Annotated in this window: 13 protein-coding genes and 2 pseudogenes; 6 read left to right on the top strand and 9 right to left on the bottom strand. The window is 38.1% G+C overall.

Going from position 1 to position 24,390, the window contains the following annotated elements; genetic code table 11:
* The first annotated feature begins 1 nt into the window (after window position 1).
* The 3 genes from cobN to I6F41_RS12235 all read left to right on the top strand — a co-directional run bounded on the left by cobN (window position 2) and on the right by I6F41_RS12235 (window position 4,614).
* Window positions 2-3,805 carry a cobaltochelatase subunit CobN gene (gene cobN / locus I6F41_RS12225; protein WP_197108585.1) on the top strand — a complete coding sequence of 1,268 codons (3,804 nt, stop codon included), beginning with the start codon at window positions 2-4 and terminating at the stop codon, window positions 3,803-3,805.
* Window positions 3,806-3,920: 115 nt separating this feature from the next.
* A complete protein-coding gene (locus I6F41_RS12230; protein ID WP_231613541.1) occupies window positions 3,921-4,307 on the top strand; it encodes a MotA/TolQ/ExbB proton channel family protein in 387 nt (128 codons plus the stop codon).
* Window positions 4,294-4,614 (top strand): DUF2149 domain-containing protein, encoded by a 321-nt coding sequence (locus I6F41_RS12235; RefSeq protein ID WP_197108586.1) that lies wholly within the window; start codon window positions 4,294-4,296, stop codon window positions 4,612-4,614. The genes I6F41_RS12230 and I6F41_RS12235 overlap by 14 nt, the downstream gene beginning before the upstream one ends.
* 555 nt (window positions 4,615-5,169) lie before the next feature.
* Here the strand turns inward: I6F41_RS12235 and I6F41_RS12240 are convergent.
* The 5 genes and pseudogenes from I6F41_RS12240 to I6F41_RS12260 all read right to left on the bottom strand — a co-directional run.
* The gene (locus I6F41_RS12240; RefSeq protein ID WP_197108587.1) at window positions 5,170-6,699 is read right to left on the bottom strand and encodes a purple acid phosphatase family protein; all 1,530 of its coding nucleotides are present in this window, start codon (window positions 6,697-6,699) and stop codon (window positions 5,170-5,172) included.
* A gap of 113 nt (window positions 6,700-6,812) precedes the next feature.
* Window positions 6,813-9,311: a TonB-dependent receptor domain-containing protein gene (locus I6F41_RS12245; protein ID WP_197108588.1), complete on the bottom strand. Its 2,499-nt coding sequence runs from the start codon at window positions 9,309-9,311 to the stop codon at window positions 6,813-6,815.
* 133 nt (window positions 9,312-9,444) lie between these two features.
* Window positions 9,445-10,479 (bottom strand): FecR family protein, encoded by a 1,035-nt coding sequence (locus I6F41_RS12250; protein ID WP_197108589.1) that lies wholly within the window; start codon window positions 10,477-10,479, stop codon window positions 9,445-9,447.
* Window positions 10,480-10,491: 12 nt separating this feature from the next.
* Window positions 10,492-11,148 (bottom strand): RNA polymerase sigma factor, encoded by a 657-nt coding sequence (locus I6F41_RS12255; protein ID WP_197108591.1) that lies wholly within the window; start codon window positions 11,146-11,148, stop codon window positions 10,492-10,494.
* 638 nt (window positions 11,149-11,786) lie between these two features.
* Window positions 11,787-12,448, bottom strand: a pseudogene (locus tag I6F41_RS12260) (transposase); the annotation flags it as partial.
* A 154-nt stretch (window positions 12,449-12,602) separates the two neighbouring features.
* Between I6F41_RS12260 and I6F41_RS18210 the strand changes: the two are divergent.
* Window positions 12,603-12,719 (top strand): annotated as a pseudogene (locus I6F41_RS18210) (transposase domain-containing protein); the annotation flags it as partial.
* A 33-nt stretch (window positions 12,720-12,752) separates the two neighbouring features.
* Here the strand turns inward: I6F41_RS18210 and I6F41_RS12270 are convergent.
* Window positions 12,753-15,092 carry a TonB-dependent receptor gene (locus tag I6F41_RS12270; RefSeq protein WP_197108593.1) on the bottom strand — a complete coding sequence of 780 codons (2,340 nt, stop codon included), beginning with the start codon at window positions 15,090-15,092 and terminating at the stop codon, window positions 12,753-12,755.
* Window positions 15,093-15,239: 147 nt separating this feature from the next.
* On the opposite strand from I6F41_RS12270, the gene I6F41_RS12275 reads away from it, so the two are divergent.
* Both I6F41_RS12275 and ltrA read left to right on the top strand, forming a co-directional pair.
* Entirely contained in the window at window positions 15,240-17,102 is a 1,863-nt protein-coding gene (locus I6F41_RS12275) for a bifunctional metallophosphatase/5'-nucleotidase (protein ID WP_197108595.1), read from the top strand.
* A 1,083-nt stretch (window positions 17,103-18,185) separates the two neighbouring features.
* Complete coding sequence (gene ltrA, locus I6F41_RS12280; protein ID WP_231613543.1) at window positions 18,186-19,616, top strand: group II intron reverse transcriptase/maturase; 1,431 nt, start codon at window positions 18,186-18,188, stop codon at window positions 19,614-19,616.
* 47 nt (window positions 19,617-19,663) lie between these two features.
* On the opposite strand, the gene I6F41_RS12285 is transcribed toward ltrA, so the two are convergent.
* The 3 genes from I6F41_RS12285 to I6F41_RS12295 form a co-directional block, all read right to left on the bottom strand.
* Window positions 19,664-19,891, bottom strand: coding sequence for a sigma factor-like helix-turn-helix DNA-binding protein (locus I6F41_RS12285; RefSeq protein WP_231613545.1), 228 nt, complete (start codon window positions 19,889-19,891; stop codon window positions 19,664-19,666).
* A 493-nt stretch (window positions 19,892-20,384) separates the two neighbouring features.
* Window positions 20,385-21,689, bottom strand: coding sequence for a hypothetical protein (locus I6F41_RS12290; protein WP_197108597.1), 1,305 nt, complete (start codon window positions 21,687-21,689; stop codon window positions 20,385-20,387).
* Between the two features lie 932 nt (window positions 21,690-22,621).
* Window positions 22,622-24,382, bottom strand: a complete 1,761-nt coding sequence (locus I6F41_RS12295) for a hypothetical protein (RefSeq protein ID WP_182684079.1) — start codon at window positions 24,380-24,382, stop codon at window positions 22,622-22,624.
* Between the last annotated feature and the right edge of the window lie 8 nt (window positions 24,383-24,390).

The following is a 24,390-nucleotide window of genomic DNA, read 5'->3' on the forward strand; positions in this document are numbered from 1 at the left end:
CATGATTAGATTCTTAATTTTACTGTTAACAGTACTCTCGGCTTCTGTGCAGGCTAAAGCGCCCACAAAGATTTTGATTATTGCGTCAGATTTTGTAGTGGCGGGTAAATTTGAGCAGTTAGCAGTTATTGCGGAACAATATGATGTTGAAATTGATTATATTTATGCTCAAAAAGCGGGGGATTTTTCTGAGGATAAAATAAAAACAGCGTCGTTAGTTATACTTGATAGCCCGCGTCCATCTGATCGAACTGCTGTTGAAATTGCGCTGCCTCAAGGTGTTGTTGGATTTACTGTACCTTGGATCCAAGTTGGTGGAGGGAGACCCAGATTTGGTAATGTATCGGGTAAATTTGCACGTAACTTGATAGCTTATTATGCGAATGGTACAGAGCAAAATTATGGTTATTTATTTTCAACACTAAAGAAAATAGCGAATAAAGAGAGCAATATTGTTCTACCTGAGCCAGTTCAGCTTAAAGAGCAAGGGATCTACACGCCAAATGGAGTGTACGACAATCTAGGTCAATTTTTACAGCATAATCACTCTTTACAACAGTCTCCATTAGTTGGTTTTATTATTTCTAATAGTTTGATCCGAGATATGCAAACTAGCCTGCTTGATGATTTGTACCAACGCACAATAGATGCAGGCTTAGCGCCTGTAATACTGTGGTTCGACAGCGCTAATGACAGTGGTTTGAGCAGCTTTTGGCAGAAAACAAAACCAAGTGCGTTAGTGAATATGACCCATATGCAAAATGGTGAGGCACGAAAAGCTGAGTTTTCATTATTAAATGTGCCTGTGTTACAAGCATTAACTTATCGTGATGGTAGTCAGCAAGATTGGTTGTCTTCTGCAGAGGGACTTACCTCAAGTAGTGCTGCAACCTTAATGGCTGTACCAGAAGCTTGGGGAATGTCAGATCCAATTGTAATAGCCGCTATACAAAATGGCGAGGCGCAAATAATTGCTGAACAAGTGGATTTATTATTAGGTAAATTAAATGCTTTAGTCCAGTTACAAAGAAAACCAAATAAAGCTAAAAAATTAGCTTTAATGTTTTGGAATACGCCTGCAGGTGAAGAGAACATGTCTGCCTCAAACCTTAATATTCCTAGTAGTTTGGCAAATGTGTCGGTTGCTTTGAAGCAGGCCGGTTATGCAGTCGATATACATACTGAAGATGAAATTATACAACAAGGCAAACGCTTGCTCAGTGGGATTTACTATCCCGATAAATTGGTTGATTTATGGCAGCAAGGATTGGCTATTCATTTACCCTTAGCTGATTACTTAGCATGGTTTTCAACATTACCTGCGGCAATACAACAAGAACTAAATACTAAATGGGGGGAAGTCAACTTACATTGGGCGTTGCATGACGTTAATGGTCAAGCTGCTTTTATTTTTCCGGCAGCGAGTTGGGGGAATTTATTAGTAATGCCACAGCCTCCTCGTTCAGGGAAAGTTGGAGCTGATACGCATGACACAAAAGTCCCCCCCGATCATTATTATTTAGCTGCATACCTTGCGTTGCAATTACATCAAGCAGATGCATTGATCCACTTTGGAACTCATGGCACACAAGAATGGACACCGGGTAAGGCGAGAGGGCTGAGTGCTTATGATTACCCCTTTTTAAGCCTAGGGAATATGCCAGTCATTTATCCATATATTCAAGATAATGTGACGGAGGCGTTACAAGCAAGGCGCAGAGGGCGAGCTACAACGATTAGCCATCAAACGCCATCATTTGCACCTTCTGGTTTATACGAAGAACTACTCGATATTCATAACTTAGTACATGAATATGAATTGTTATCAGCCGGTCAGGTAAAAGATGAAGTACAACTAAAGCTAATTACCCACGCTAAAAGTATGTCTTTGGATATTGAACTGGGATTTAATGATGCGAAAATAAAATCTGACTTTTCAGTGTTTTATACAGCATTACACGATCATTTACATAAACTTGCAGCAACGATCACCCCATTGGGTCTTCATACTTTTGGTAAAACGGCATCATCTGAACATTTATTGTTAACTATACTGCAGCAGCTCGGGCCTGAATTTTTGCAGTTAGCCGGAGAAGAGGATCCTGAAGAGTTTCTTGCAACAGGAATAGACAATATAAAACAAAGTAAAGTAATTGGTTTGTTGCGAAAAGCGCTGTTTGATGGAACTTTTCCTGAAGGTAATGAGCAACTTAAAAATATGCTTAACACGGCTCAAGTTAATTATAAGCGCCTTACAGATAACCAAGAAATTCCAGCTTTGTTAAAAGCACTTAATGGCGAATTTATCGCGGCAGGGTTAGGCGGAGATCCTGTGCGAATGCCTGAGACGAGTAATGGGACTAATCTGTACGGCTTTGATCCGCTAAAAATACCGACTCCTTCAGCTTACAAGTCGAGTGAGCAAGCATTTGAACAGCTTATTAAAAATTACCAAGCAGAGCATCAAGTGTACCCAGATAAGCTTGCATTTTCTTTATGGTCAGGTGAAGCACAGCGTCACATGGGTGTCGTTGAAGGGCAAGTTTTAAGAGCTTTAGGCTTAAAGCCAGTATGGGGACGAAATGGCCGAGTGAGTTACTTTGACATCATTGCACAGGATCAACTTTCTTATCCGCGTATCGATGTTGTGGTCCAAGTAACGAGTGTTTATCGTGACCAGTTTGATGGTTTTATGAGTTTACTTGCGGATGCAATAGCACGCCTAGCGGCGCTTGATGACGGTAATATTATTGCAAAAAATACTTTGGCGACCCAACTCGAATTAATCAACAAAGGGATTAAAAAGCAAGAGGCTACAGAGTTAGCAGAACTGCGAATTTTTAGCAATCAACCGGGGGATTATGGAACAGGAGTGACTAATCTAGCTTTAGATTCAACATCATGGGAGGGTGATGGTGCATTGGCTGAGCAGTATCTTGCACGCTTACAATATGGCTATGGCCGTAAAGGGTGGGGAGTCAGTGTTGGACAAGGTATTAATTTATTTGGTCAACAGCTTAAAGGCGTTGATGCGGCTATTATGTCACGCTCAAGTAATTTACATGGCATGTTATCAACAGATCATCCATTTGAGTTTTTAGGTGGTATGGCAGCGGCTGTGAGATCAGTAAACGGTCAATCGCCTGAGCTGTATATAAGTGATTTACGCCAACCAACAGGACGTATTGTAAAGGCCGCTGATTTTATTAGTGAAGAAATGCGGGCTCGATATCTTAATCCTAATTGGATAAAAGGAATGCAGGGCGAAGGATATGCTGGTGCATTAGAAATTTTAAATACTGTAAATAATGTGTTTGGTTGGCAGGCGACTGCACCGGATGTGATCCGTAATGATCAATGGGAAGCAATGAGCCAAGTTTTTGTTGAAGATAAGTATAAGCTTGGCCTTAACGAGTGGTTTGATGAACAACAGCCCGTTGCCCAAATGCAAATTATTGAGCGTATGGCAGAAGCTATTCGCAAGGATTATTGGCAAGCGAGTGACCAAGCAAAAATAGCACTCGCAACACGATATGCAGAGTTGTTGCAAGAGCATCCTCAGCACAAAGCAGCTATCAAAACCGCTGATTTTTTGTCTGAATTGGTTGCAGGCTATGGCCCGAATGCCGGTCAAGGCGGTAATCAAAATGTGGTAGGTCAAACCTTGCAGCAAGTTACCGAACAGTCATCGAATACATCTTCAAACATTACTCGGCTGTTGCTGGTTTTAGCTATGTTAGGGCTGATCCTCAGTGGTGCAATATACCAGAAACAGCTTAATAAACATCGAATTAAAGGTCAATAAAATGAACGAATTTGAAAGTATATTATATGATTTAACACGTTTTTTCTTATTTCCAGTAATGTCGCTGATATTACTATCTTTAGCTTATTCTTTGCTTGTACTGGGGAGTTTTGCGATGGAATATGTACAACGTAAGCGTCAGGTTTATGTATCAGAACTTGCTAGTTATAGTCGCACAGAGGCTGTTTCTAATAGTGAAGATTTAGAGCTGTGGATACTCAAGCGATTAGAAAAATTACGTATTGTTACTCGGACTTCGCCAATGCTTGGGCTAGTCGCAACGATGATATCTATTGGACCTGCACTGCTAGCATTGGGTGAAGGACAAGTGAGTGAAGTATCGAGTAATATGGTCGTGGCATTTTCAGCTGTTATATTATCACTTATTGCTGCAAGTATTACCTTTGGTGTGCTTACAGTGAAGCGTCGATTTTTGTTAGAAGAATTACGGGACTTGGAACGCCAAGATGAACAACAAGGAGAAGCTAATGCGTTTTCTTGATAGTGATGATGCGGATGACCCAATATTGTCGGTTGTTAATTTGGTTGATTTATTTCTGGTGATCATTGGAATTTTATTGGCTGTGATCGCAGCAAACCCTTTGAGCCCACTTTCGAATAAAGATATTGTTGTAATTGAAAACCCAGGTAAAGCGGATATGAAAATTACAGTAAAGAATGGTGAAAAACTGACTCGGTATGAGTCAAATGGTGAAATAGGGGAAGGGCAAGGCACTAAAGCAGGTGAAACCTATCAAATGGAAGATGGCAGCCTTATTTATGTACCGAGTAAAGAAGTAGAAAAGTGAACTACCCAGCGACTAAAGATCACAGGGTTTTCTCGCTAAGTAATTGATAAATCATTGCTTCATGATATAAAAAACTTGTGTACTAACAACCCAATCATTAAACATTAAGCTAGTTTATTAGAATAAGCTCAATAATTCGATAACGTTGCAATAGCTTGTAAATTCATGGGCGTATCACGAGGTATGCCCTATCTTTACTGAGAACTTGTAGAAAAAGCAGGTATAGATGCCTTAATTGAAAAAGCGATGAACTCTAAATATCAAAAACCGTGTTGACGAAGAAGCAATGTTAGCTTGCGCTGTTGATCAGTCTGGTCATGGATAACATAGGAAAAGTAATAAGTTTGCAAGTAAGGTGTTTGTTGAATCTGGACATGTCTTTTTATACCGTGATTTTTTTCGAAAAATAAATTGATAGCCTAGTAGCACTTGTTGAGGGCTAACCTAAACGTGATATCTACACTGATGCGATATTTTAATCTAGGCAAGGCCTCAATAGTGAACCTCAATAATTGAAAATTCCAATTAAAGAGGAAGGTTATTCGAAACAGTCAATTACTCCGCTAAGTCATGATGGCTTTTATAGTCTCCAGTGTTATCAAAAGTACGTTGTTCTGGTAAATCGCTCATGACTTTTAAGGTTGTTTGACCACTTTCAGCCTTTTCTAAAGTAAAGCCATCGTATAATTTTCCATCTGTAGTAAATGATTTATATATTAGTTTATTAGTTGTTTTTTTAATAATTTGATAGGTGGAAGTATTTTCACCTATACGCTCAAGAGTAACACCATAGTGATTATATTCTTGCCACCGTGTCGGTTTTTGTGGGTAAGTTTTAGGGCCTGCCACAGATGTCACAAACACAGATTTAACCTTTTTAGGCGAGGTAGAGCTGGCCAATACTGCGATATCTTCTTTTGTGCCTATGCTGCCACGAGCATACGTGTGATCGTGGCCCTGTAACACCAAATCGACATTATGTTTTAGGAGAATGGGTAAGAAAGCAGCCCTTACTTCTGGCTCATCTTGCCCTGGAGTATTTAATGGTACGCCGCACGATGAAAATATAGGGTGATGCATAGTCACAATCCGCCATTGTGCTTTGCTGTGTTGTAGTTGATCATCTAACCACTCAGCTTGTGCTTGTAATAAATTAACGTCACCTTGCGCTTCAGAATTAAGTACAAAAATATCTAAGTCAGGGTAATGCGATGCATAAACAGTTTCTTGTAATACATTGGGTAAAGTAGATACCGGAGGCAATGTAAATTGCTCCTGCCAAAGAGTTGAAAGTGCCCAACTCTTATTATTATTATTATTATTATTATTATTATTATTAGTATTAATACCTTTATTAGTGTGTATCTGCCAATCATACTCATGATTTCCTGCTACCAATACAGCGGGTAACATACCATGGATAAAGCGCCCAGCATTTAACCAGTTTGACCATTGCTTATCATTAGCTCCTTCGTTTACTAAATCTCCAGCATAAATAGCAAATTCAGCATTGGCTGCATTTTTCCATGCGCGTCTTAATACCATCGGCCAATGAGAGTAAATTCCGTTTTGTGCATCACCAAAATAGAGAAATTCAACATCTTTATTCGCTTGTAAAGATGTTGTTTTAATTTGTTGCCAAGGAGACCATTTACCTTCGGCACCGCTAACACGGTAATTATATAATGTATCAGGTGATAAGTTTTTAAATGTGATTGCATGATAATTTACATCAGGAAATTTATCATTAGCAGGGTATTTAAACTCACCTTGATGATTCCTACCTTGCTTTAAGGAGGCAGTGTTCGTAATTGCTTTCACTGTATTTGCATGAATGTCATACCTGGCATCTGAATTTGCAGCAACTATTTGGCCGTAAGTACTATCAGTAATGCTATTTGTTCGCCAAGTGAGTGAAATATTTTTCGCTGGGTTTTCCGTAGCCGTTGCAATAATTCGATCTGGCCATGAGGTGGCCTGCTCATAAGGGGTTTCCGATTTAGCGGGTAATGGCGAATTAGCCAATGCAGTATTAAAAATAAGTAAGGATAAAGCTACCCAAGGAAAAAACGTTGATGAAGTCATAAAGTCACCTAAAAATGTACAAACACTTAGTAAAAAGCGTCACAAGAGTCTGGGACGCTTTATGAAAATAAAACACCGTACTCAAGAAGAGCACGAGTAGTTTGTATTGCTAATTAAAATGCATAGCTAATACCACCGCCATAAGTGGCGGGTGCGCCGACTAAGCGAGAACCACTATTGAGTTCAAGAAAATAAACTTCATCAGTAATATTACGGCCATACGCATATAGATTTAAACCATTGTTGAATGTTACATCCACACGCAATCCAAGAATGCCATACGAAGGGGTTGTATTACCTTCACCCGCATTCAAGCGATTTGACTCTTCATCGTGGTAGCTATAATTAAGGCGTGCGTTTAACTGAGTATTGCTAGTGAGCGATGTCTCATAGTTAAGCGCGGCCGTTTGACTCCATTTTGGTGAACCAGGAAGTGGGTCGCCAATGGTACTGATGACATCGTTAACTCGGTTTGAATTAAATTCTGTAATTTCAGTGTCTAGGTAGGTAGCCGCGGTATTGAAGGTAACTCTATGGCTATTTGCTTCGTATAAGGTCGTAGTGAGTGAGGCTTCAGCACCACGAACAGTTGCTTTACCTACGTTTGTTCTTCCGTTTGTATCATTTGATAAACGAGCTGTTGCTTGTAATTCTTCAAAGTCATAAGAAAACACGTCTAACGTAAAATTTAATACGTCATTTACATATCGAGCACCCGCTTCATAAGCGAGAACTTCTTCTGATTCAAAAGGTTCTGTTTCTTCCTCTGAAAAAATAGAGGTGCCGTCGAAACCACCACCACGATAAGCCGTACTAACAGAAGCAAACACGTTAAAGTTATTATTAACAAAGTATTGAACGGCTAATTTCCCCGACACGTTGCTGTCATCGAATTGTCGATCCCAAGAAAAATTAGCATCCGTTTGAAAAGTATCTTCAAATATTGACAGCCCCCAAGGATCTGCATCAATATTTTCACCGCGAAATTTAGCGCTATCTTTCGTATAACGCAGACCAGCACTAAGAACTAAATCGTTTGATACATTCCAGTCGACATTACCAAAAATAGCAACACTGTTACGACGCTGATTATAAGGTGAGCTGTATTGAGACATTACAGTATAGCTGTTCCAGTTACTGATAAAGTCTACTGAGTCGTTGATGAAAAATGTACCTGCTATCCAATCAAATTGACCGCCAGTACTATCGCTTAATCGTATTTCTAACGATGTTTGATTCAAACTATCATCAAAATTGTATTGATAGCGAGGGAAAGAAGTGCCGTCACCATTACCGCTAACATTACGATCACTACTTTGTTGAGCGAATAACACATCTAAATTTAAATCTTTATTTAATTGACGATTGAAGTCACCCGAAATCCCACTTACGTCTATTTCATGTGAGTAATATTCACTGGTATAAAATTCATAAGGGTTATCGTTTTCTCCAGCATTAAGGTTAGACGAGTCATCAACGAATGCTATACGGTCGTATTGGCGAGTATCGCCACGGTTTTGACTGAAAAAGTAGTGTAAGGTTAATGATGTTACACTATCAAACTCATATTCAGCAGTGCCTCTAAAAGCAAATAAATCAGCATCACCAAACCCATCGCGCTCACCTGGATCAGTAACAGGAGGGATAACTCCTTCAGCACCTTCAGGTACGAACCCAGCAAAGTTACCAGCGCCTTTGCCATCCATGAAACCACCACCTTGTTTCATTAATACAGCAACCCGAACACCTAAATTATCTGATACGGGTCCACCAATAGCAGCGCTGCCAGAAACAAAGTCGTATGAACCATACTCGATATCAGCATAACCGTTTAATGTGTCACCAGGAGCTCGCGTAATTGCGTTAATTGTACCGGCCGTTGTATTGCGGCCATATAGTGTGCCTTGCGGACCTTTAAGTACCTCAATTCGTTCTAAATCAAATAACGGCATACTTAAATAAGCATTAGATGTTTGGTAAATACCATCAACATGTAACGCAACCGATGGGTTACCATTCGGTTTATAGTCATCAGCACCACCAATACCACGAATAGTGATAAAACTATTTTCAGGGCCACCAAAAGCTGAGTTGATTGATATGCCCGATAGACTATTAATTAAGTCCGTGAAGTCTGTTACACCTTGTGCTTTTAACTCATCACCATCCAGTACAGAAATTGCTACGGGAGTATCTTGTAAGCTGCTCTCGCGCTTAAGCCCAGTAACCACAATTTCATCCATTGGTGCATGATAACTAGAGTTAGCTGTGTGCTTATTTGATGAGATAGGATTTACGTCGGCTTTTTTTATTATTATGGCACCACTAGGCTGTTGTTGTGCTATTAAACCGCTACCGAGTAATAACTGTTCAACTGCTTGGGTTACTGACAGCTTTCCGATAGCAGCAACGGCTTGTTTATCACTCACTAGACGACTTGGCGCGATAATGACTGTTCCTGTTTGTTGAGAAAGCTGATTAAGCGCCTGACCTAAAGGTTGGATGGAAATGTTTACTTCAGTTTGTTGTGCAAATGCACCCTGAGGTGTTAAAGAAGCAAGCGCACTACTAAAAAGTGCAAACTTAATAGATTTACTGAGTAATGTTTTCATAATGTATCTTCCGGTTAATTAATAGAGGTTCGTTACAAGAGTCACAAAGAAGAAAAGTTTTTCAGAAAATATACATGTTTAACAAAAGCTTCATAAACTGAAGCTTATGAAAAACGTCCCGAGTACTTACTCGCTATTGGGTATTGTTAGCTTTTGTAATGAGTGTACGATTTACTTCTTCTATTAACTTAATAGGGTAAGCGCCAGCTAATCCTGCTAAAACAGAGTCAATTTGATCGAAAGTGAATGATGCAGTAATCGGAAGGTTGTTAATGCTGTCGTCTGAAATAATAACAGGTTTTGTAATGTAACGATTGATATCCACGATTACATCTTTGAGTGGTATATTATCGTAAATTAATCGTGCATTTAGCCAAGCAAATTCTGTTTTAGGATTGAAATGAGTAATACCGTTAATAAATTTACCATTAATATCGGCACGTAATTGTTCATTTGATTGCAACTGAACAACTTTTTCATCTTGACCGCCATACTCAGGTAAATCTGCTACATCTACTATTCCACGTTGTACTGAAATTTTTAGCTCATTGTCAGTGCTATATTCAACCTCAAATGCAGTGCCACGAACGCGAACTTCTGTATGTTGAGCTGATACTGAAAACATACGCGCTGAGTCATGAGTAACGTCGAAATAAGCACTGCCTTTACGCAGAAATATACGTCTTTCATGCGGATTTATATCGACTGAAATACTGCTATTTCCTGCCAATGTGACAGATGTGCCATCATTTAATATTACCGTTCGGTTTCCCCCAATGGGTGACGTAAGTACTATTTCAGGTACCGTTACTTTCAAGACTTCAGGGGCATCAAATGCAACGTTAACAAATAAAAACAAAGCACTCGCGGCAATACCACTCAACCATATTGCAGATTGAGTAAATATATTTTTTTGTTTTTTGGATGATAGCTTTACAGATTCTCGTATAGCGTATTGCTCTAACCACTCTAGAGCTGAATCTGTTACTCCAATGGTTTGCCAGACCTTGTAAGATTGGGTAAAGGCTTGTCTATTCGCATTGTTAATATTGAGCCACATAATAAATTCATCACGTTTTTCTTGCGTTGTTTCTCCAGAGTAAAGATAGGTAAGCCATTCTCTTGCTTGGTTTTTTACTAACGCTTCTTCGTTGTATTGGTCTGTCATGATTTTTACTCGTTAGGTAGGGCGGCTTACAAGTGGGTTGCTAGTACTGCTTCTATTTAACTTACTGCTATTACAAGTTGATCCTCTATCAACTTGTTCTAGAATAGACATTGCAGTATTTAATTGACGACAAATATCAGCAATACTCCAGCCTGTGTCTGCGGCAATTTGCGCGTATGTTTGCCCCTTTATTCTGGCGCGCATTAATATATCGCGTTGCTTATTACTGAGTTGCTTTGTGGCTTTTTGAATAATTTCAATACTTTGTTCACCCTGTAAAATACGTTCTGGGCAAAATGTATCTACTTGCTCTTCATCAATCAGTAATTGCTCGGTAATAAACTCTCGAGTTTTACATAAGTGTCCAATTGATTTAAGAGTGATGTTGATAGCTATTTTTAAGATATAGGCTTTAGGATTGTGTATTTTCTCAGGATTGTTCATTTGTGCAAATCGGCTAAAAGCTTCTTGGGCAACATCTTCAGGCTCTGGAGGTCCTGAGCCATATGATTTGTGTAATAATCGACATACATCAAGCCAGTGCTCTCGAAATAAATAATCTATTTTTTTGAATTGCATTGTTGTATGTAGATTACTTTTATTCACCGAATGCTTATTAGTATCCGCATTGATGAAAAACACCTGATCCCTATACAAGGATTTATTCATTTATATAGCTTAATTATTACTGGAATATATGGACTCTAGCAATAGCTTATGACAGGGGGATGACGATTAATATTTAAAGGGGAGGCTACTCAGAGGAGCGGCAACATTGATAAACGTTAATTTTCATGCAGGGAATTCAAATAGTGGAAAAGTGATCTGAGATAATGAAACTCTGTCTGTGTTTATTAAAAGCATTAATGTAGCAATATTAATTTTATAATTATCAATATCTTAAATTAAAAATAGTGGAAAGTGTTTTGAGATAATAGAGCTTTGTTTTATCCAAAAACTCCGAGAAAATCCATTGTTCGATGTGAAGCGGTGTCGGTGGGATGAGTCACAGTAACTAACCTTGCCCTTGAATGTATTTTCGGATTGTGTTGGCAGATGATTTGTGTCGTAGATTGCTTAACTCTTCGAATATAACTCGCCACAGAAATTCACTGTAAATTCTGACCTTGCAGCTATTTCAGAGGTTTTTAGTTTTACAAAATCACCCTATACACCTTGTAGCGATTATTTTCTGTATTTTACAACTAAGATGCAATGCTATTAAATACTTGCAGTGTGATTTTTTGAGCTAGTACACATTACAACTTAGTTATTCAAGGGAAGATCATTTTAAACTCATTCAGAATGCCATCAGATAACTGGTCGTGCATAAAATCCATTGACCAACATTCATTAATGGCATCAGGTACAGCTAATGGTTCAGGCTTCTCCCTTGTTAGGCGCTTTCTAGGCTTTATTCGCAGATTCAACTCAAGCTCACGGTAAATACGATAAACGCGCTTATGATTCCATGTGTAGCCTTTAACATTGCGTAAGTATAAAAAACATAAACCAAATCTCCAATTACGCTGACATTGGCTTAAATCCAATAGTAACGCTGCAATTTCCTCATTTTCATCAGACAGTTTTGGCGTATAGCGATAGCATGTTTCACTTATCATGAAAGTACGACAGACTAAGGCAATACTCATTTTATCTGTGCTAACGACTTCATATGCCAATACTTTGCGCTCAGAAATCTTTACCACTTTTTTGCTATTGCCTCTAGAATGACCTCAGATTTTAGCCGCTCTTCAGCATACATTTTCTTTAAACGGCGGTTTTCATCTTCAAACTCTTTCATTCGTGTCATTAAAGACGCATCCATGCCGCCGTATTTAGTGCGCCATTTATAAAAGGTTGAGTTGCCCATACCATGTTCACGGCATAGCTCAGTAATAGGCACGCCACTTTCTGCTTGTTTCAAAATAGCGAGGATCTGACTGTCTGTAAAATGTGCTTTTTTCATAATTTTCTCCTGTGTTTACAATAAGAGAAAATTCTACATTTGGCTTCTATTATTTTTGGGGGGTGGATTACCTGCCGAAGCAATAATATGCAGGTGTCTTTGTATTATAAGGCTCTAGCCAAGTGGTTCGGCATAAAGTACCAAGCTTAATAACCTTGAGCCCTATCAGTATCTTCATAACTTGCTAACCAAGTTACCTTATGCAGAAACGGTAGAGCAAATCGACGCGCTGCTGCCATGGAATATCAGCAACAGCTATCAATTAGCATAATTGTCAATATACGCGCAGAATTGAGCGCTTACCTTAAAAGTTATATCTTGCTGTAACGCTAATAACTCGTGGAGGTAAATATTGAGCACTTGTTACACCAATGCCAAATGTGTCAGTATGCAAAGATGAAACCGCATCTTTATCAAATAAATTCTGGATATTTAGTTCCACCATCCAGTCACTTTGTGTAGGAATAAATGCAATATTGGCATTAACCATATTATAAGAGTCAACTAAATCCCTCTCATTTGAGTTAAATACACGAGCATAATAATCGCCTCGAAAATTATAACTAAGTGAACTGCGTATTACCCCCCCGTTATTAAGCTCATATTGGTGAGTTGCTCTAATATTAGCGACAAATTCCGGAATTTTAGCTAGTTTATTACCTGTAAGGTCAACTGCTGTAGCTTCTCGAGCAGCATTAATTTCTTCACTAGAAGCTCCAGCCATGATTAACCCAACTGACGCATTTTCAGCTTCAGCTCTATCTATTGCGTCTCTTCCTTTTATAATTTCTGAATCCATCCATGTTAAATTTGCTGTAATAGTTAAGCTGTCTGTAAGTTGTGCAAAGCTTTCAATTTCTACCCCATAAATTTCAGCTTCTGGTAGATTAGAAGCACCTGAGTTAAAGCGTCCAATACCACTTGATTCAAACAAATAGTCTTTATAATCATAATAAAAAGCGGCTACATTCATACGTAAACGATTGTTTAGATATTGACTTTTTTGACCAACTTCATAGGCTATGACTTTTTCTTGATCAAAAACTTCTGGGAAAAACCTTAAATCATTACTGCTATTTGAACCAGCCGGTTTAACACCTGTAGCAATAGAACTATAAATCATAGTGTCATTATTAATATGGTAATCAATAGCTACACGGCCTGTAACGTTATCAGTGTTATTGCTAGGTGAACTCGTAATTGGTGAACGTTCAGGTACACAATTTAAGCTACAACGCTCATCTGTAAATGTATTTTTAGTATACCTCAAGCCACCAGTTAAGCTTAAGTTATTGTTAAATGCATAGCCTACCTGACCAAAAACTGAATGAGAACTAAAGTTTCGGTAGTCTGAATTAATAAAGTCGATGTCCGAATTATTAGCAAATACATCAGGACCTTTTACTGTTTCATTAATAGTATTGCCATCTCTACCAGCATCAAAAAAGTTTCGAGTGTCACTAAGTATTTTAGTATCAAGATAAAAAGCACCTAAGCTCCAGCTGAAATTACTATTATGATAGTCCGATAGTAAATTAAGTTCCGCAGTGTAACTCGTATCTTCTTGCTTTAAATTACCAATAAATTGTTGAATTGGTACTTGACCTAATAAATAAGGTACTTCTTCATTAGCTAATGTTATTGGGGCAGGGTCATTTGCAGTTAAGTTTGACCGATCCATATCTAATCGCCTACGCATATCGTACGTTTGACGAGAAAAAGTACCTTTTAGTAATGTTTCATTGAAATCGTAATTTATATGAAGTCCTAATAGTCGATTATCAAGCTTATAGAATTGTTGGGTATCATGATAAACAACGCGAGGGTCATCGCTTAATACATCGTAATTACCTTTTAATGCAGGTCCGTTAGTGTCAGAAGTGAACTGCATGTATTGTAAAATAACTTCAAGGTCCTCATCAGCTTGCCAAAGTAATTGACCTCGCATTGTCGTATCATTTTTCTCATCAAGTTGATTGTCATAATTCAGGGCCAAGTTTTGAGTGTAACCATCATGTTGTCTATGGGACGCAGTTAAAGAAAAAGCAAGACTATCTGACAACCCTAGTTTTACACCACTACGAATATTCATCGTATCGTATTGTCCAAAAGTAAAATCGACAAAACCACTCTTATCGTTAACCTCAGGTTTACTGGTTACTATATTTACAGCACCACCCGTTGAACTATTGCCATAAATAGTGCCATCAGGACCACGTTGTACTTCAACACGATCTATATCGACTAAATCGGACCATAAAGCATAATCATTAGTCATAAATATACCATCAATATGAAACGCTACTGCTGGTTTGGTACCTGCATTGTCTGGAATTTCGTTTCCTACACCTCTAATAGTGATTGATGGTCGATACCCTTGTACGCTTGAGACAACAAGCCCTGGTACTTGATCACTTAAATCAAACATGTTGGCAACGTTAAGCTTGTCTAATTCATCACCACCTATTACTGAAATAGCGTCAGGAATATCCCTTAGATCTTTAGCTGTGCGCTGTGCGGAAACGATAATTCTTTCTATATCGTCTTCATAACTAATGCTGTCTAACGCTGCAGCGTCAAATGAATTTAACTGTAAACTTACAGCTAGAGCAATGAGGCTCATATTTAACTTGCTGTTTTTCATTAAATAGTCTCCGGTTGTCATAATTATTAATCTAATACATGACTCTACAGACCATTTATGAACATTTAATTACTTAACTTTGTAATATTTTTGACATTTTTATATGGGATAGTGAGATAAGATTATTTGTTAAAGGTTTGCACACCAATGAAGTTGAATAAGAGTTACCCATTGATATTAATATTGAATGTTATTTTTCTGCTTATACATGATGTTAAAGCCGATTCGTTATACATAGAAAATATTCAAACAAATGGAACTTCATTTAATTCTCTTTATAGGGTGCATACACAAAAAAATGTGAGTGACAAATCCATACCATTATCAGCATTACCAAGTGGGAGCAAGCCAGAAGAGTTGGCTTTAACACTTTTTTATTTTAATGACTTACATGGAAAAATTATTATTCCAAATGAAGCGAAAGGAGATACCTTTGTCTTTGCACAAATGATGAAAATTGTCGGGAATGCACGAAAGAAAAAGAATAAACCAGTGTTGTTTGTATCGGGTGGTGATGATCATACCGGTGAAGTATATGATGAGCTACTCGGAACAAATGCAAATACATTTCAAATGAGCTTACCATATCACGCTTATTCCTCAGGGGGGCTAGATGCAGCTGTCATTGGAAATCATGAATTAGATCGTGGTGTTGAAACGCTTAAAAGAACTATCCAGCAGGATGTTGATTTTGCTTTATTATCAGCCAATATTAGTCATTCTTCAGTACTGGAATATCCATTGTTTGTCCCTGCTGTTATAGGAGAGATAGAAGGTGTCAGAATTGCAATCATTGGCTTGACTTCATTTGAAGATACTAAAACTAATCATAAAGATGACCCTCAATTTAAAGTTGAGCGGGCTTTACCTGTATTAAAAAAACTTGCCACAGAACTTGAGCCACATGTAGATATGATACTAGTATTAAGTCATTTAGGTTATGGACAACCAGGTATTGATGGTGATGAGGAGGTAGCTAAATTATTAGACTCTTTAACTATACCCTCAGTGATTGTTGGTGCGCATTCTCATACATTACTTCACGAGGATGGATTACAACCACAACATACTATTAATGGTATTCCAATTCTCCAAGCTGGTAGTTGGGGAAAGTATTTAGGTGAATTAAACTTTTCATTAAGATACCCTCTTAATGGTACAAAGCCTTTATTGCGTATTCAAAATAGTGTCATGCATAAAATAGCACCAAATATACATAAAGGGCCGAAAGTTGATGAGGAGTTTCAACAAAGATTTATTGATCCTGTCATTGAGCGCTTTAATCATCTTTTATATGAAAAAATAGCTGATGTTGAAAATAATCCATATTTAACAACCCTACATACACTTCAAACTCGTTACACGGGTGAAAACTTGATTGCCAATGTTTTAACTGACGCTGTATTATCTCGACAAAAGCATTATAGTGATCTGCCAATTGATGCTGTAGCCATTAATGCCTCTGGTATTATTGGCGGTATTAAGCCAAATACTCCGTTGTTATTTAAAGATTTTTTTAACATTATGCCTTATGCTGATGTTATTCAAATTATTGAACTTAATTCTGCAGAGCTCCAACAGCTTTTAGACAGTAATGCTAAACGAATTGTACGAGAGGAAGAACTCGATATGGTTGATTTAAATAATTTCATAAATCGAGGGTTCTTGCACTTTAGTGCTTCTATTAGGTATACCGTATCTCTAGCAGAAAAAGCAGAAAATGCAGTTGCTACAGCAATAACTGTCCATGGTAAACCTTTAAAGAGCTTTCCTCGAGAGCATTTATTTAGGCTGGTACTAGGTGACTACATAACTAATGGAAATCAAGGTTGGAAAGGAAAAGTAGTTGGGGCTGGATTATCACCTAATATCATAGGGTATGACGTTACTAAATTATCTAGCCTTAATAGTGGCTACATAATGCGTAATGAGATAGTGCAATCATTACGTGAAAAAAATGTTGTAAAAGCGAATAAAGATGGTCGCTTAAAGGTTTCTGTAAACAAGTAGCCTTGACCCTATAATATATTTAATGTAATAGCCAAGCTTAAATAATATTCTTTATGGTCTTCGAATTAAACCATAAACCGACTTAAGAGTGTTTCCCTATTTCTTATCAGTATTTCCCAATTTATCGATGCTTGATCAATGGCTCAAAAAATAACTTTTTAGCGTAAATTTTGATGCAGAAATCATGAGCGAGATATACTTAGCTTTGGTCCATGATATGATTGATCCCATCACTAGTTATGACCTCACCTAATTCTAATGCGATGGCATCAAGTTTAAATTCTTTGGAATACTTTTTACGTTTTGTCATTATCGATCTCCAGTTAAGTTGATTATCTCTTAACTGGGGTAGTCGAATCCATAAAACCACGTCATAGAACGCCTTTGATGATAAACATGAATACCACAGATAGAACAAAAAAAATGTTTTGCAGAAAATGTGAGGGCGTTCAGAATTCTGTGTCAGCCTAAATTACTAAATATCTAGCACACCATCGTAAGCGTCTAGCCAAGTGCACCTACAAGTAACCCGTCAAAACGATTAAGCTATTTCCGAATTTCAATTAGGAGGTAGGTATGAGAAAAACACGTAGCCTTGAGCAGTGGCGTAATATAATAGAAGAGCAACAATCGAGTGATTTAACTATCACTGAGTATTGTTAGCTATACGCTTAGAACGCCAGGAAAGCTGGTGATTGAATATGGGGTGAAAGTCCTCTCTGGGTAAGGGCTAACCACTCGCCCAGTCCTTTAGCTATGCGCAGCAGCGGGTAACCTCTGATGTGAAGTGTTAGCGGAGGTACTCGCAGGCTAGCTATTGAGCCACGTAATAAATATTAAAGGCGGTGATGCTGTTAAGCGAAGCAGAAACCAATAATAAATTATGGCGTAATATGGTGAGTCATTTTTTATGCCTTTCGGGGTCGTAGAACCTATGCATGCGAGGAAATTCATCATACGGAACCTGGGAGATCCAAAACTATCGCCCGCTCTGAGCCAGTGGGTCGTTTCAATCAAAGCCGTTGGGTTTAGGTTGATTTGAGTTTTAGGAAGTCGGACGAGACCATAGTATCGAGGAAGTAAATGAACAAAGCAGGTAACAATGTCGCGGAATTTATGGAGAAAAGGGTCTCGACCAAGGGGAACAACCAACAACACGCCCGTATCCAGACTCAGAGCTGGGATAATACGACGTCACGTTTGCTGGTTGTGCGAAATGCAGCAAGAAAAGATAAGAAGCAACAGTTTACTAATCTTTACCATCATATAGACGAAAACCTGCTTCGGGAGAGTTTTCTCAAACTTAAGCGTCGCTCGGCTGCTGGATATGACGGAGTAACGTGGTTTGATTACGCGTCATCTCTAGATAGCAATATTCAAACGTTACACCGAAAACTACATCAAGGAAGTTATAAACCTAAGCCGGCAAGGCAAGTGTTTATTCCAAAAGAAGATGGAAGTGAGCGAGGGCTGAGCATTATATGTTTGGAAGATAAAATCGTTCAGCAAGCAATGGTGCAGGTGCTAAACCAAATATATGAAACTGACTTTCTTGGTTTCTCATATGGTTTTAGACCCGAACGAGGGCAGCATGATGCGCTAGATGCTCTGCATATGGCGATTATGAAAAGAAAGGTAAACTGGGTGTTAGATTTGGACATCAGCAAGTTCTTCGATACCGTAGAGCATGACTGGCTCATCAAGTTCATCGAACACCGAATAGGGGATAAGCGTATTATCCGCCTTATCAGGCAATGGATTAAAGTTGGTACTGTCGATAGTCATGGGCATCGTCAGCAGTCAACAATCGGAACACCACAAGGAGCAGTTATCTCGCCACTTTTGGCAAATATTTACCTGCACTATAGTTTCGATCTCTGGCTTAATAAGCAACGGAAATATGCGCGAGGCAATGTCACGATCATCAGATATGCTGACGATGCAGTGTTGGGTTTTCAAAAGCACCAAGATGCTATTGATTGCCAGCGGGCGCTAACTCAGCGACTTTTGTGTTTTGGTTTGAAAGTCCACCCAAACAAAACTAAGCTGATACGATTTGGCCGTTTTGCACCTGAGCAATATCGCGAAAATCCATCACGAGGTAAACCGGGAACTTTTGATTTTCTGGGTTTTACGCACTATATCGGCAAGAAGTTATCCGGTGAAGTTATCGTAAAACGCAAGACAAAACGCAACAGACAGATCACCCAACTAAAACGGATAAAACAGGCACTTCGAAAACGACTCCATGATAAGCCCTGGGAAACGGGTCGCTGGCTACGGCGAGTGCTCCAAGGGCATATTAACTATTATGGTGTGCCTTACAATGCCCATAAAATCGGTCAATTTGTTGAGGAAGTGAAGAAGTTATGGTTGAAAAGCTTAAGACGACGTAGTCAGCGGCACCGTATGACTTGGGAGCGATTTAAATACTATGTGAGATATTGGCTACCAAAACCTAGGATTGTACATCCTTATCCGGAACAACGCTTTTACGCCAAATACCCGAGGTAGGAGCCGGATGCGTTAGCAGCGCACGTCCGGATCTGTGCGGGGGGTGGTCAGTAATGACCATTCCTACCGCGACCGTTGAAAAATGTATTTTGCTGTTTATCCTCTGGTATTGGCCATTGATTTAAGCCTAACTCATTGGCCTTTTTAAGGTAATTAGCCACAGTACCAGGTGAAATATTTAAGCTTCTGGCAATCTCTCGATGGGATAATTGTGCTGAGTACTTCAGCCGTAAAATGGAATGTAATTTACTCATAGATATAGGTCTTGTTGTCATTGTTGTTATCCTCATCAAACGATTCAGATAACGGTTTAACACACCTACAAAAATGATAAAACGTGAACTCGGTTACGAGTGGTATTAAGCTTTGATCGGCAAAATCATTAAGAGCATAAAAGTGATCATTTACAAGTGATTTTAGTGATCAAAGCTTAATGAGAATAAGCGATCAAAGTTAATGCAATTGGGTGATCAAAGCTGGAGAGAATATGCATATAACCGTTCCAGTGTTTTATAAAAAGAAAAAATTCTACGTTTGGCATCTATTATTTTTCGGGGGGATTACCAATATAAAAACACCATAAATATGGTGTTTTTATATTGTGTTTTTTGTTTTCACTAAGGTTATAGTGCTAACCTCGCTGTCCGCCAATCAGGGTGAAGTAGGGTACTTAGTTAGTAATAACTTCACCCCAAATTAGCTAGGGTGACCGTACAAGTGCGAGCAACACTCTTTACCTATGAAGAGCTTTGCAGTTTCCCTGCAATGTTAAAGAAGATCTTTTTTGATTTTATTAAGAACGATGATGGTTGCTAGTGGGGTCACTTCGGTAACTAATGAGTAACCCTTCCCCGCGATAAGTTTGAGTTCACGAGTAGCAACGCGGCAGCGCAATAGAGTATCTAGACTTGTGATGCCGATAACTGCGTTATCGTTGCACTCTGAACTTTTAGAAATTTTGCGTAATTCGTATTTAAGATGATTCACCAACTGAAGAGTAAGTTTTCCGTCTGGAAGTAGTTTAATCCACCCGTTATCAATCGCCTCAGAATATAGTTTATTAGCTTCGACACGTAACTTCTGAGTGTATGTATTTAATCGAGAAGGCGACAAAGGGTCGAATGTTGTTGTAATAACGGCTGCGGCCTCGGTGTTCCAAACGGATGTATCATCAAAAAAAATGGATTTAATGCTATTTAAATTAGAGAATATTTTTGTATAAGGCTGCTCACTCTCAGGATCAATCATTACTACTGGAAAGTCAGAACTCTTATATGCAGAAAGCAAATTCGGGCTTGTGCGGTTTACTAAGTGCATTGTATTAAGTGACTTATTTCGACCATTTCTCAAAGTAACGTTTAGGCCGTGAGCATTCTCAGAAAACTTAATCTGTGAAATATCTTCAATTGAAATATATTTATTTGTTCCTTTTTCCAACAGGACTTCTAAAACATGTCTTTCTTTTAGATTGCCGATGCGCAAAAATTTAAATCGACCTTCATCTGTGACAATTACACCAGTTGGGCCATTTTTTGATTTGCGTGTTTCAAATACCTTCAGCAAGGCCTCGCGAGCCTCTAAACGCTTTGGTGAATCAATTTTTACATGTAATAGTTGCGTTGGGTTATCATCAAGGAAATTGATGGTGAATTCGCCAATAAACCTACTATTTGACGTTGAACATCTATATTTATAGCCGCCATACTCGTCTATTCTGTGTGTGACTGCTCCGCCACTAGTGAAGCAGAATCGACTAAACCCATCTATTACAGCGGCTTCGGAGGCAAGAAGTTGTTCGTCGTTTATATGCGGAATATAGTGGTCTTTGTATGATTTGAATGGCTCGATCCAAGAGCTGTACAGAGCTTCAATATCCCCTTTGTTTTCAGCAATCAAGGTGTCTGGTAACGCTAAAGGAGATGATAATGGCTTTGTTGATGGGGATGCTGAACATCCGGCTAATATCACGGCAACTCCAGTTCCGGAAAAAACGGCTTTTATTAATTTATTTGACAGATACATTAAAAATCCTTGTTTGTTAATCTGAATTGAAACAACTTTATCAGAGGACACTTTCCTTATTTTCAAGCAAGAGTTTCCTGACACTATGAATATTGACTTATGCTAAACAGTATAAGCTATTACAAAATAAAAATATTTTTTAAAAATTTAATATTATATTGTAAAAAATGAAATGCGTTTCACTCACATAGATTAGGTGGAAAAATTAACTATGCCACTATAATTTCACACTGCTAAGTGTGAGAAAACGTATTATTCTGAGTTAGAAACGGCCTAGTGAAAGCAGGGAATTCTACATTGAGTATTCACTATTTCACCGATTGCGCGTGAAGCTACGATAAAAATCGCTGATTTGAGCGCGCCAAACCGACTCACTGGTTGTTATTTTAACGCGTAAATCAGCCTTAAATTAGGTAAAAAAGTGCCTGACCACATAATAAAAAAGTGTATTTTTTCACTTTTTTATCTCAGACTTTTAGTGTGTTAGCGTGTCGTAAATGGCCAGATTGAGACACTTTTTACTCGCATTTTGCCCGATTAAAACTGTCTCAAATGTTAAAAATTAGACGTTTTTCTGTCTCATTTAAAAAGCTAAATCGCGCGCAAAGCCTTGCTGTGTAAGGGGTTTGGGGGAGGGCTGTGTTTTCTTCTAATAGTGGGAACTATTGGATGAGGTTTTTATTTAAATTTCAATGGTTTACGTGGTTTTAGCCGTGTTTAATGATTGTTTAAAGTAAAGTGGTTTATAGTTAAACCTCTGATTTAAATTGGTTTAATTTTAAATGAAGGCCAAATTCAGGCCTCTATTTAAAAAACAACCTATAAAGAGTTTATATAGTTAGTAAATATGAACAGGACAGCTCGTCCTAAGTCCATGTTGTTAGGTAATAGAGCTCAGTGTGCTTCTTTGCATTGGCCGTTATCAATAGAAAAAATGAGTAACCGGTAGCACAGGGCTGAAGCGCAGCACTTTGCTCTTTATGTTAAACAGCTAATGAGCCCTGCTTCAATAAATCCATAAAATCATTAGTGGATTTAATTTTAAGATCTATTTTCATGAAGTCAGCCATATCATAAACAGAGCTATTAACATTACTCTTGTTATCAATTGCCTTTTCCATATTCTCAGTGATGCTTCGAAATTTTAATCTATCTTGTGCTAACTTTTCTATTGATGCAGTTTCGAAAGCATCCGTGTTTTCTTTAATTTGCTGGATACGCATATCAAATACCTCGCTAACGCGCTTAGTACGTATCTCATCTTTTACAGAGAACAGATCTAACTTGTCTAAGCCCCAGACAACAATTGTTGAGGCAACGCCACTTAATAATGCCAAAGCAATATCTTTAATAAAGTTATTAGGCATTGCTGACATAATCGTAGATTCAAAGTGGAAAACAACAAAGGTAACTACCGTTGATGCAAATAACTTTAAAATAGCATCAGCTTTTTGTGCAGCTGACATTTCTTTAGAGGGTGCATTTAGAATTTTAATTGCTCCTACTAATGCAGCAAACCCTTCAGAAATAATTTTCATTAGTGATTTGAATAGCCCAGTAACTAATCCTAAAATACCCTCAATAAGTACTTTAAAAAAGTTATTGAAGAAGTCTTTAGCGCCTTGTATTAATGTAGGGAGCACCTTAGCTTTCACATATTGGGTGATTCTGTTAAGTCTAAATTTTAGTCCCTCGAGTATTGAGTTTTCTCCCACACCTTTATCAAAGCCAAATTTAATCGCATCATTTAATTCATAAAAAAGGGGTTTAATAAACAAAATAACAGCATGACCGATAGCTTGATATCCTGTTTGTTCGCCTGCTTGTAACCCTGACTTTTCCAGTACTGCGGTTTTATTGTTTTTTACAGTATTCAATGCTGCTTCTTGGGATTTTTTGAAGTTAGCTTCCGTTGCTTTTTTCTCTAATTTAATGCCCTTTTCTAAACTTCCTTTTGGAAATTTATCATTAATACCATCTAAGTCTTTTTGTTCTGAGGTGGTTATTTCCCCAGTCGATTTTTTCTTCTCTAATACTGTTTTTTTGTATTTTATCTGTGAAAAAGTACCAGCGCCTTTTGAGGTATTTTGAGATGTACTTATTGAAGCAAGGTTTGCATCATGATTGACAATATCTTTCATATCATTTTTAGTTAAAAATACATTATTACCAAACTTTTCATGATAAGCGTGCGCAGATTCGAGGTGATCTGTATTTACGTCCTTGTGCGGAGATACCTCTTTAGCATTACGTTGTAACTTTCGGCCATCTATTTCGCTCGTTATCGAACCATCAGCATTCGTATTATTTTCTTTATGTTTTTTTAGTTTATGAGCTTGAACATTTCCTCTTTTATTTGCTTCAGTTTGGCGTAAAGCTTCTAGCTGGTGCTTACTCGATAGTGTGGGTATATCTGCTGTAGTCGTGTCTTCATACTTAAACTCCTTGATATCTTTCCACACCCTTGAAGCAGTCAAACCTGTTTTATTAAGCTTTAGGTCTTTATGGGTAATAATACTATCTAATAAACTTATCCCCAGTGGGCTAACTAATTCATCTATAACATTATCTTTATTTTCAAACTCTTCATAAATACTATTTAGTACTTCCAATGATGATTGTTGATCATGTAACTCCATATCAATCAATGTTTTACTTACCTGTAAAGGGGAAGAGCCTTCTAACCTTCCCATCACTGACTCTGTAGTCAGTGATGGTTGACTATATTTGTTTGACTGCGCCATTTAAGACT

It is taken from the genome of Pseudoalteromonas sp. SCQQ13 (genome assembly GCF_015864415.1).
In the GTDB taxonomy this organism is placed as follows: Bacteria; Pseudomonadota; Gammaproteobacteria; order Enterobacterales; family Alteromonadaceae; genus Pseudoalteromonas; species Pseudoalteromonas nigrifaciens.

Excerpts from the sequence above, each read along its gene's own strand:
- cobN (WP_197108585.1), top strand. The coding sequence starts at position 2 with ATGATTAGATTCTTAATTTTACTGTTAACAGTACTCTCGGCTTCTGTG.
- I6F41_RS12230 (WP_231613541.1), top strand. The coding sequence starts at position 3,921 with ATGGAATATGTACAACGTAAGCGTCAGGTTTATGTATCAGAACTTGCT.
- I6F41_RS12235 (WP_197108586.1), top strand. The coding sequence starts at position 4,294 with ATGCGTTTTCTTGATAGTGATGATGCGGATGACCCAATATTGTCGGTT.
- I6F41_RS12240 (WP_197108587.1), bottom strand. The coding sequence starts at position 6,699 with ATGACTTCATCAACGTTTTTTCCTTGGGTAGCTTTATCCTTACTTATT.
- I6F41_RS12245 (WP_197108588.1), bottom strand. The coding sequence starts at position 9,311 with ATGAAAACATTACTCAGTAAATCTATTAAGTTTGCACTTTTTAGTAGT.
- I6F41_RS12250 (WP_197108589.1), bottom strand. The coding sequence starts at position 10,479 with ATGACAGACCAATACAACGAAGAAGCGTTAGTAAAAAACCAAGCAAGA.
- I6F41_RS12255 (WP_197108591.1), bottom strand. The coding sequence starts at position 11,148 with ATGAATAAATCCTTGTATAGGGATCAGGTGTTTTTCATCAATGCGGAT.
- I6F41_RS12270 (WP_197108593.1), bottom strand. The coding sequence starts at position 15,092 with ATGAAAAACAGCAAGTTAAATATGAGCCTCATTGCTCTAGCTGTAAGT.
- I6F41_RS12275 (WP_197108595.1), top strand. The coding sequence starts at position 15,240 with ATGAAGTTGAATAAGAGTTACCCATTGATATTAATATTGAATGTTATT.
- ltrA (WP_231613543.1), top strand. The coding sequence starts at position 18,186 with ATGAACAAAGCAGGTAACAATGTCGCGGAATTTATGGAGAAAAGGGTC.
- I6F41_RS12285 (WP_231613545.1), bottom strand. The coding sequence starts at position 19,891 with ATGACAACAAGACCTATATCTATGAGTAAATTACATTCCATTTTACGG.
- I6F41_RS12295 (WP_182684079.1), bottom strand. The coding sequence starts at position 24,382 with ATGGCGCAGTCAAACAAATATAGTCAACCATCACTGACTACAGAGTCA.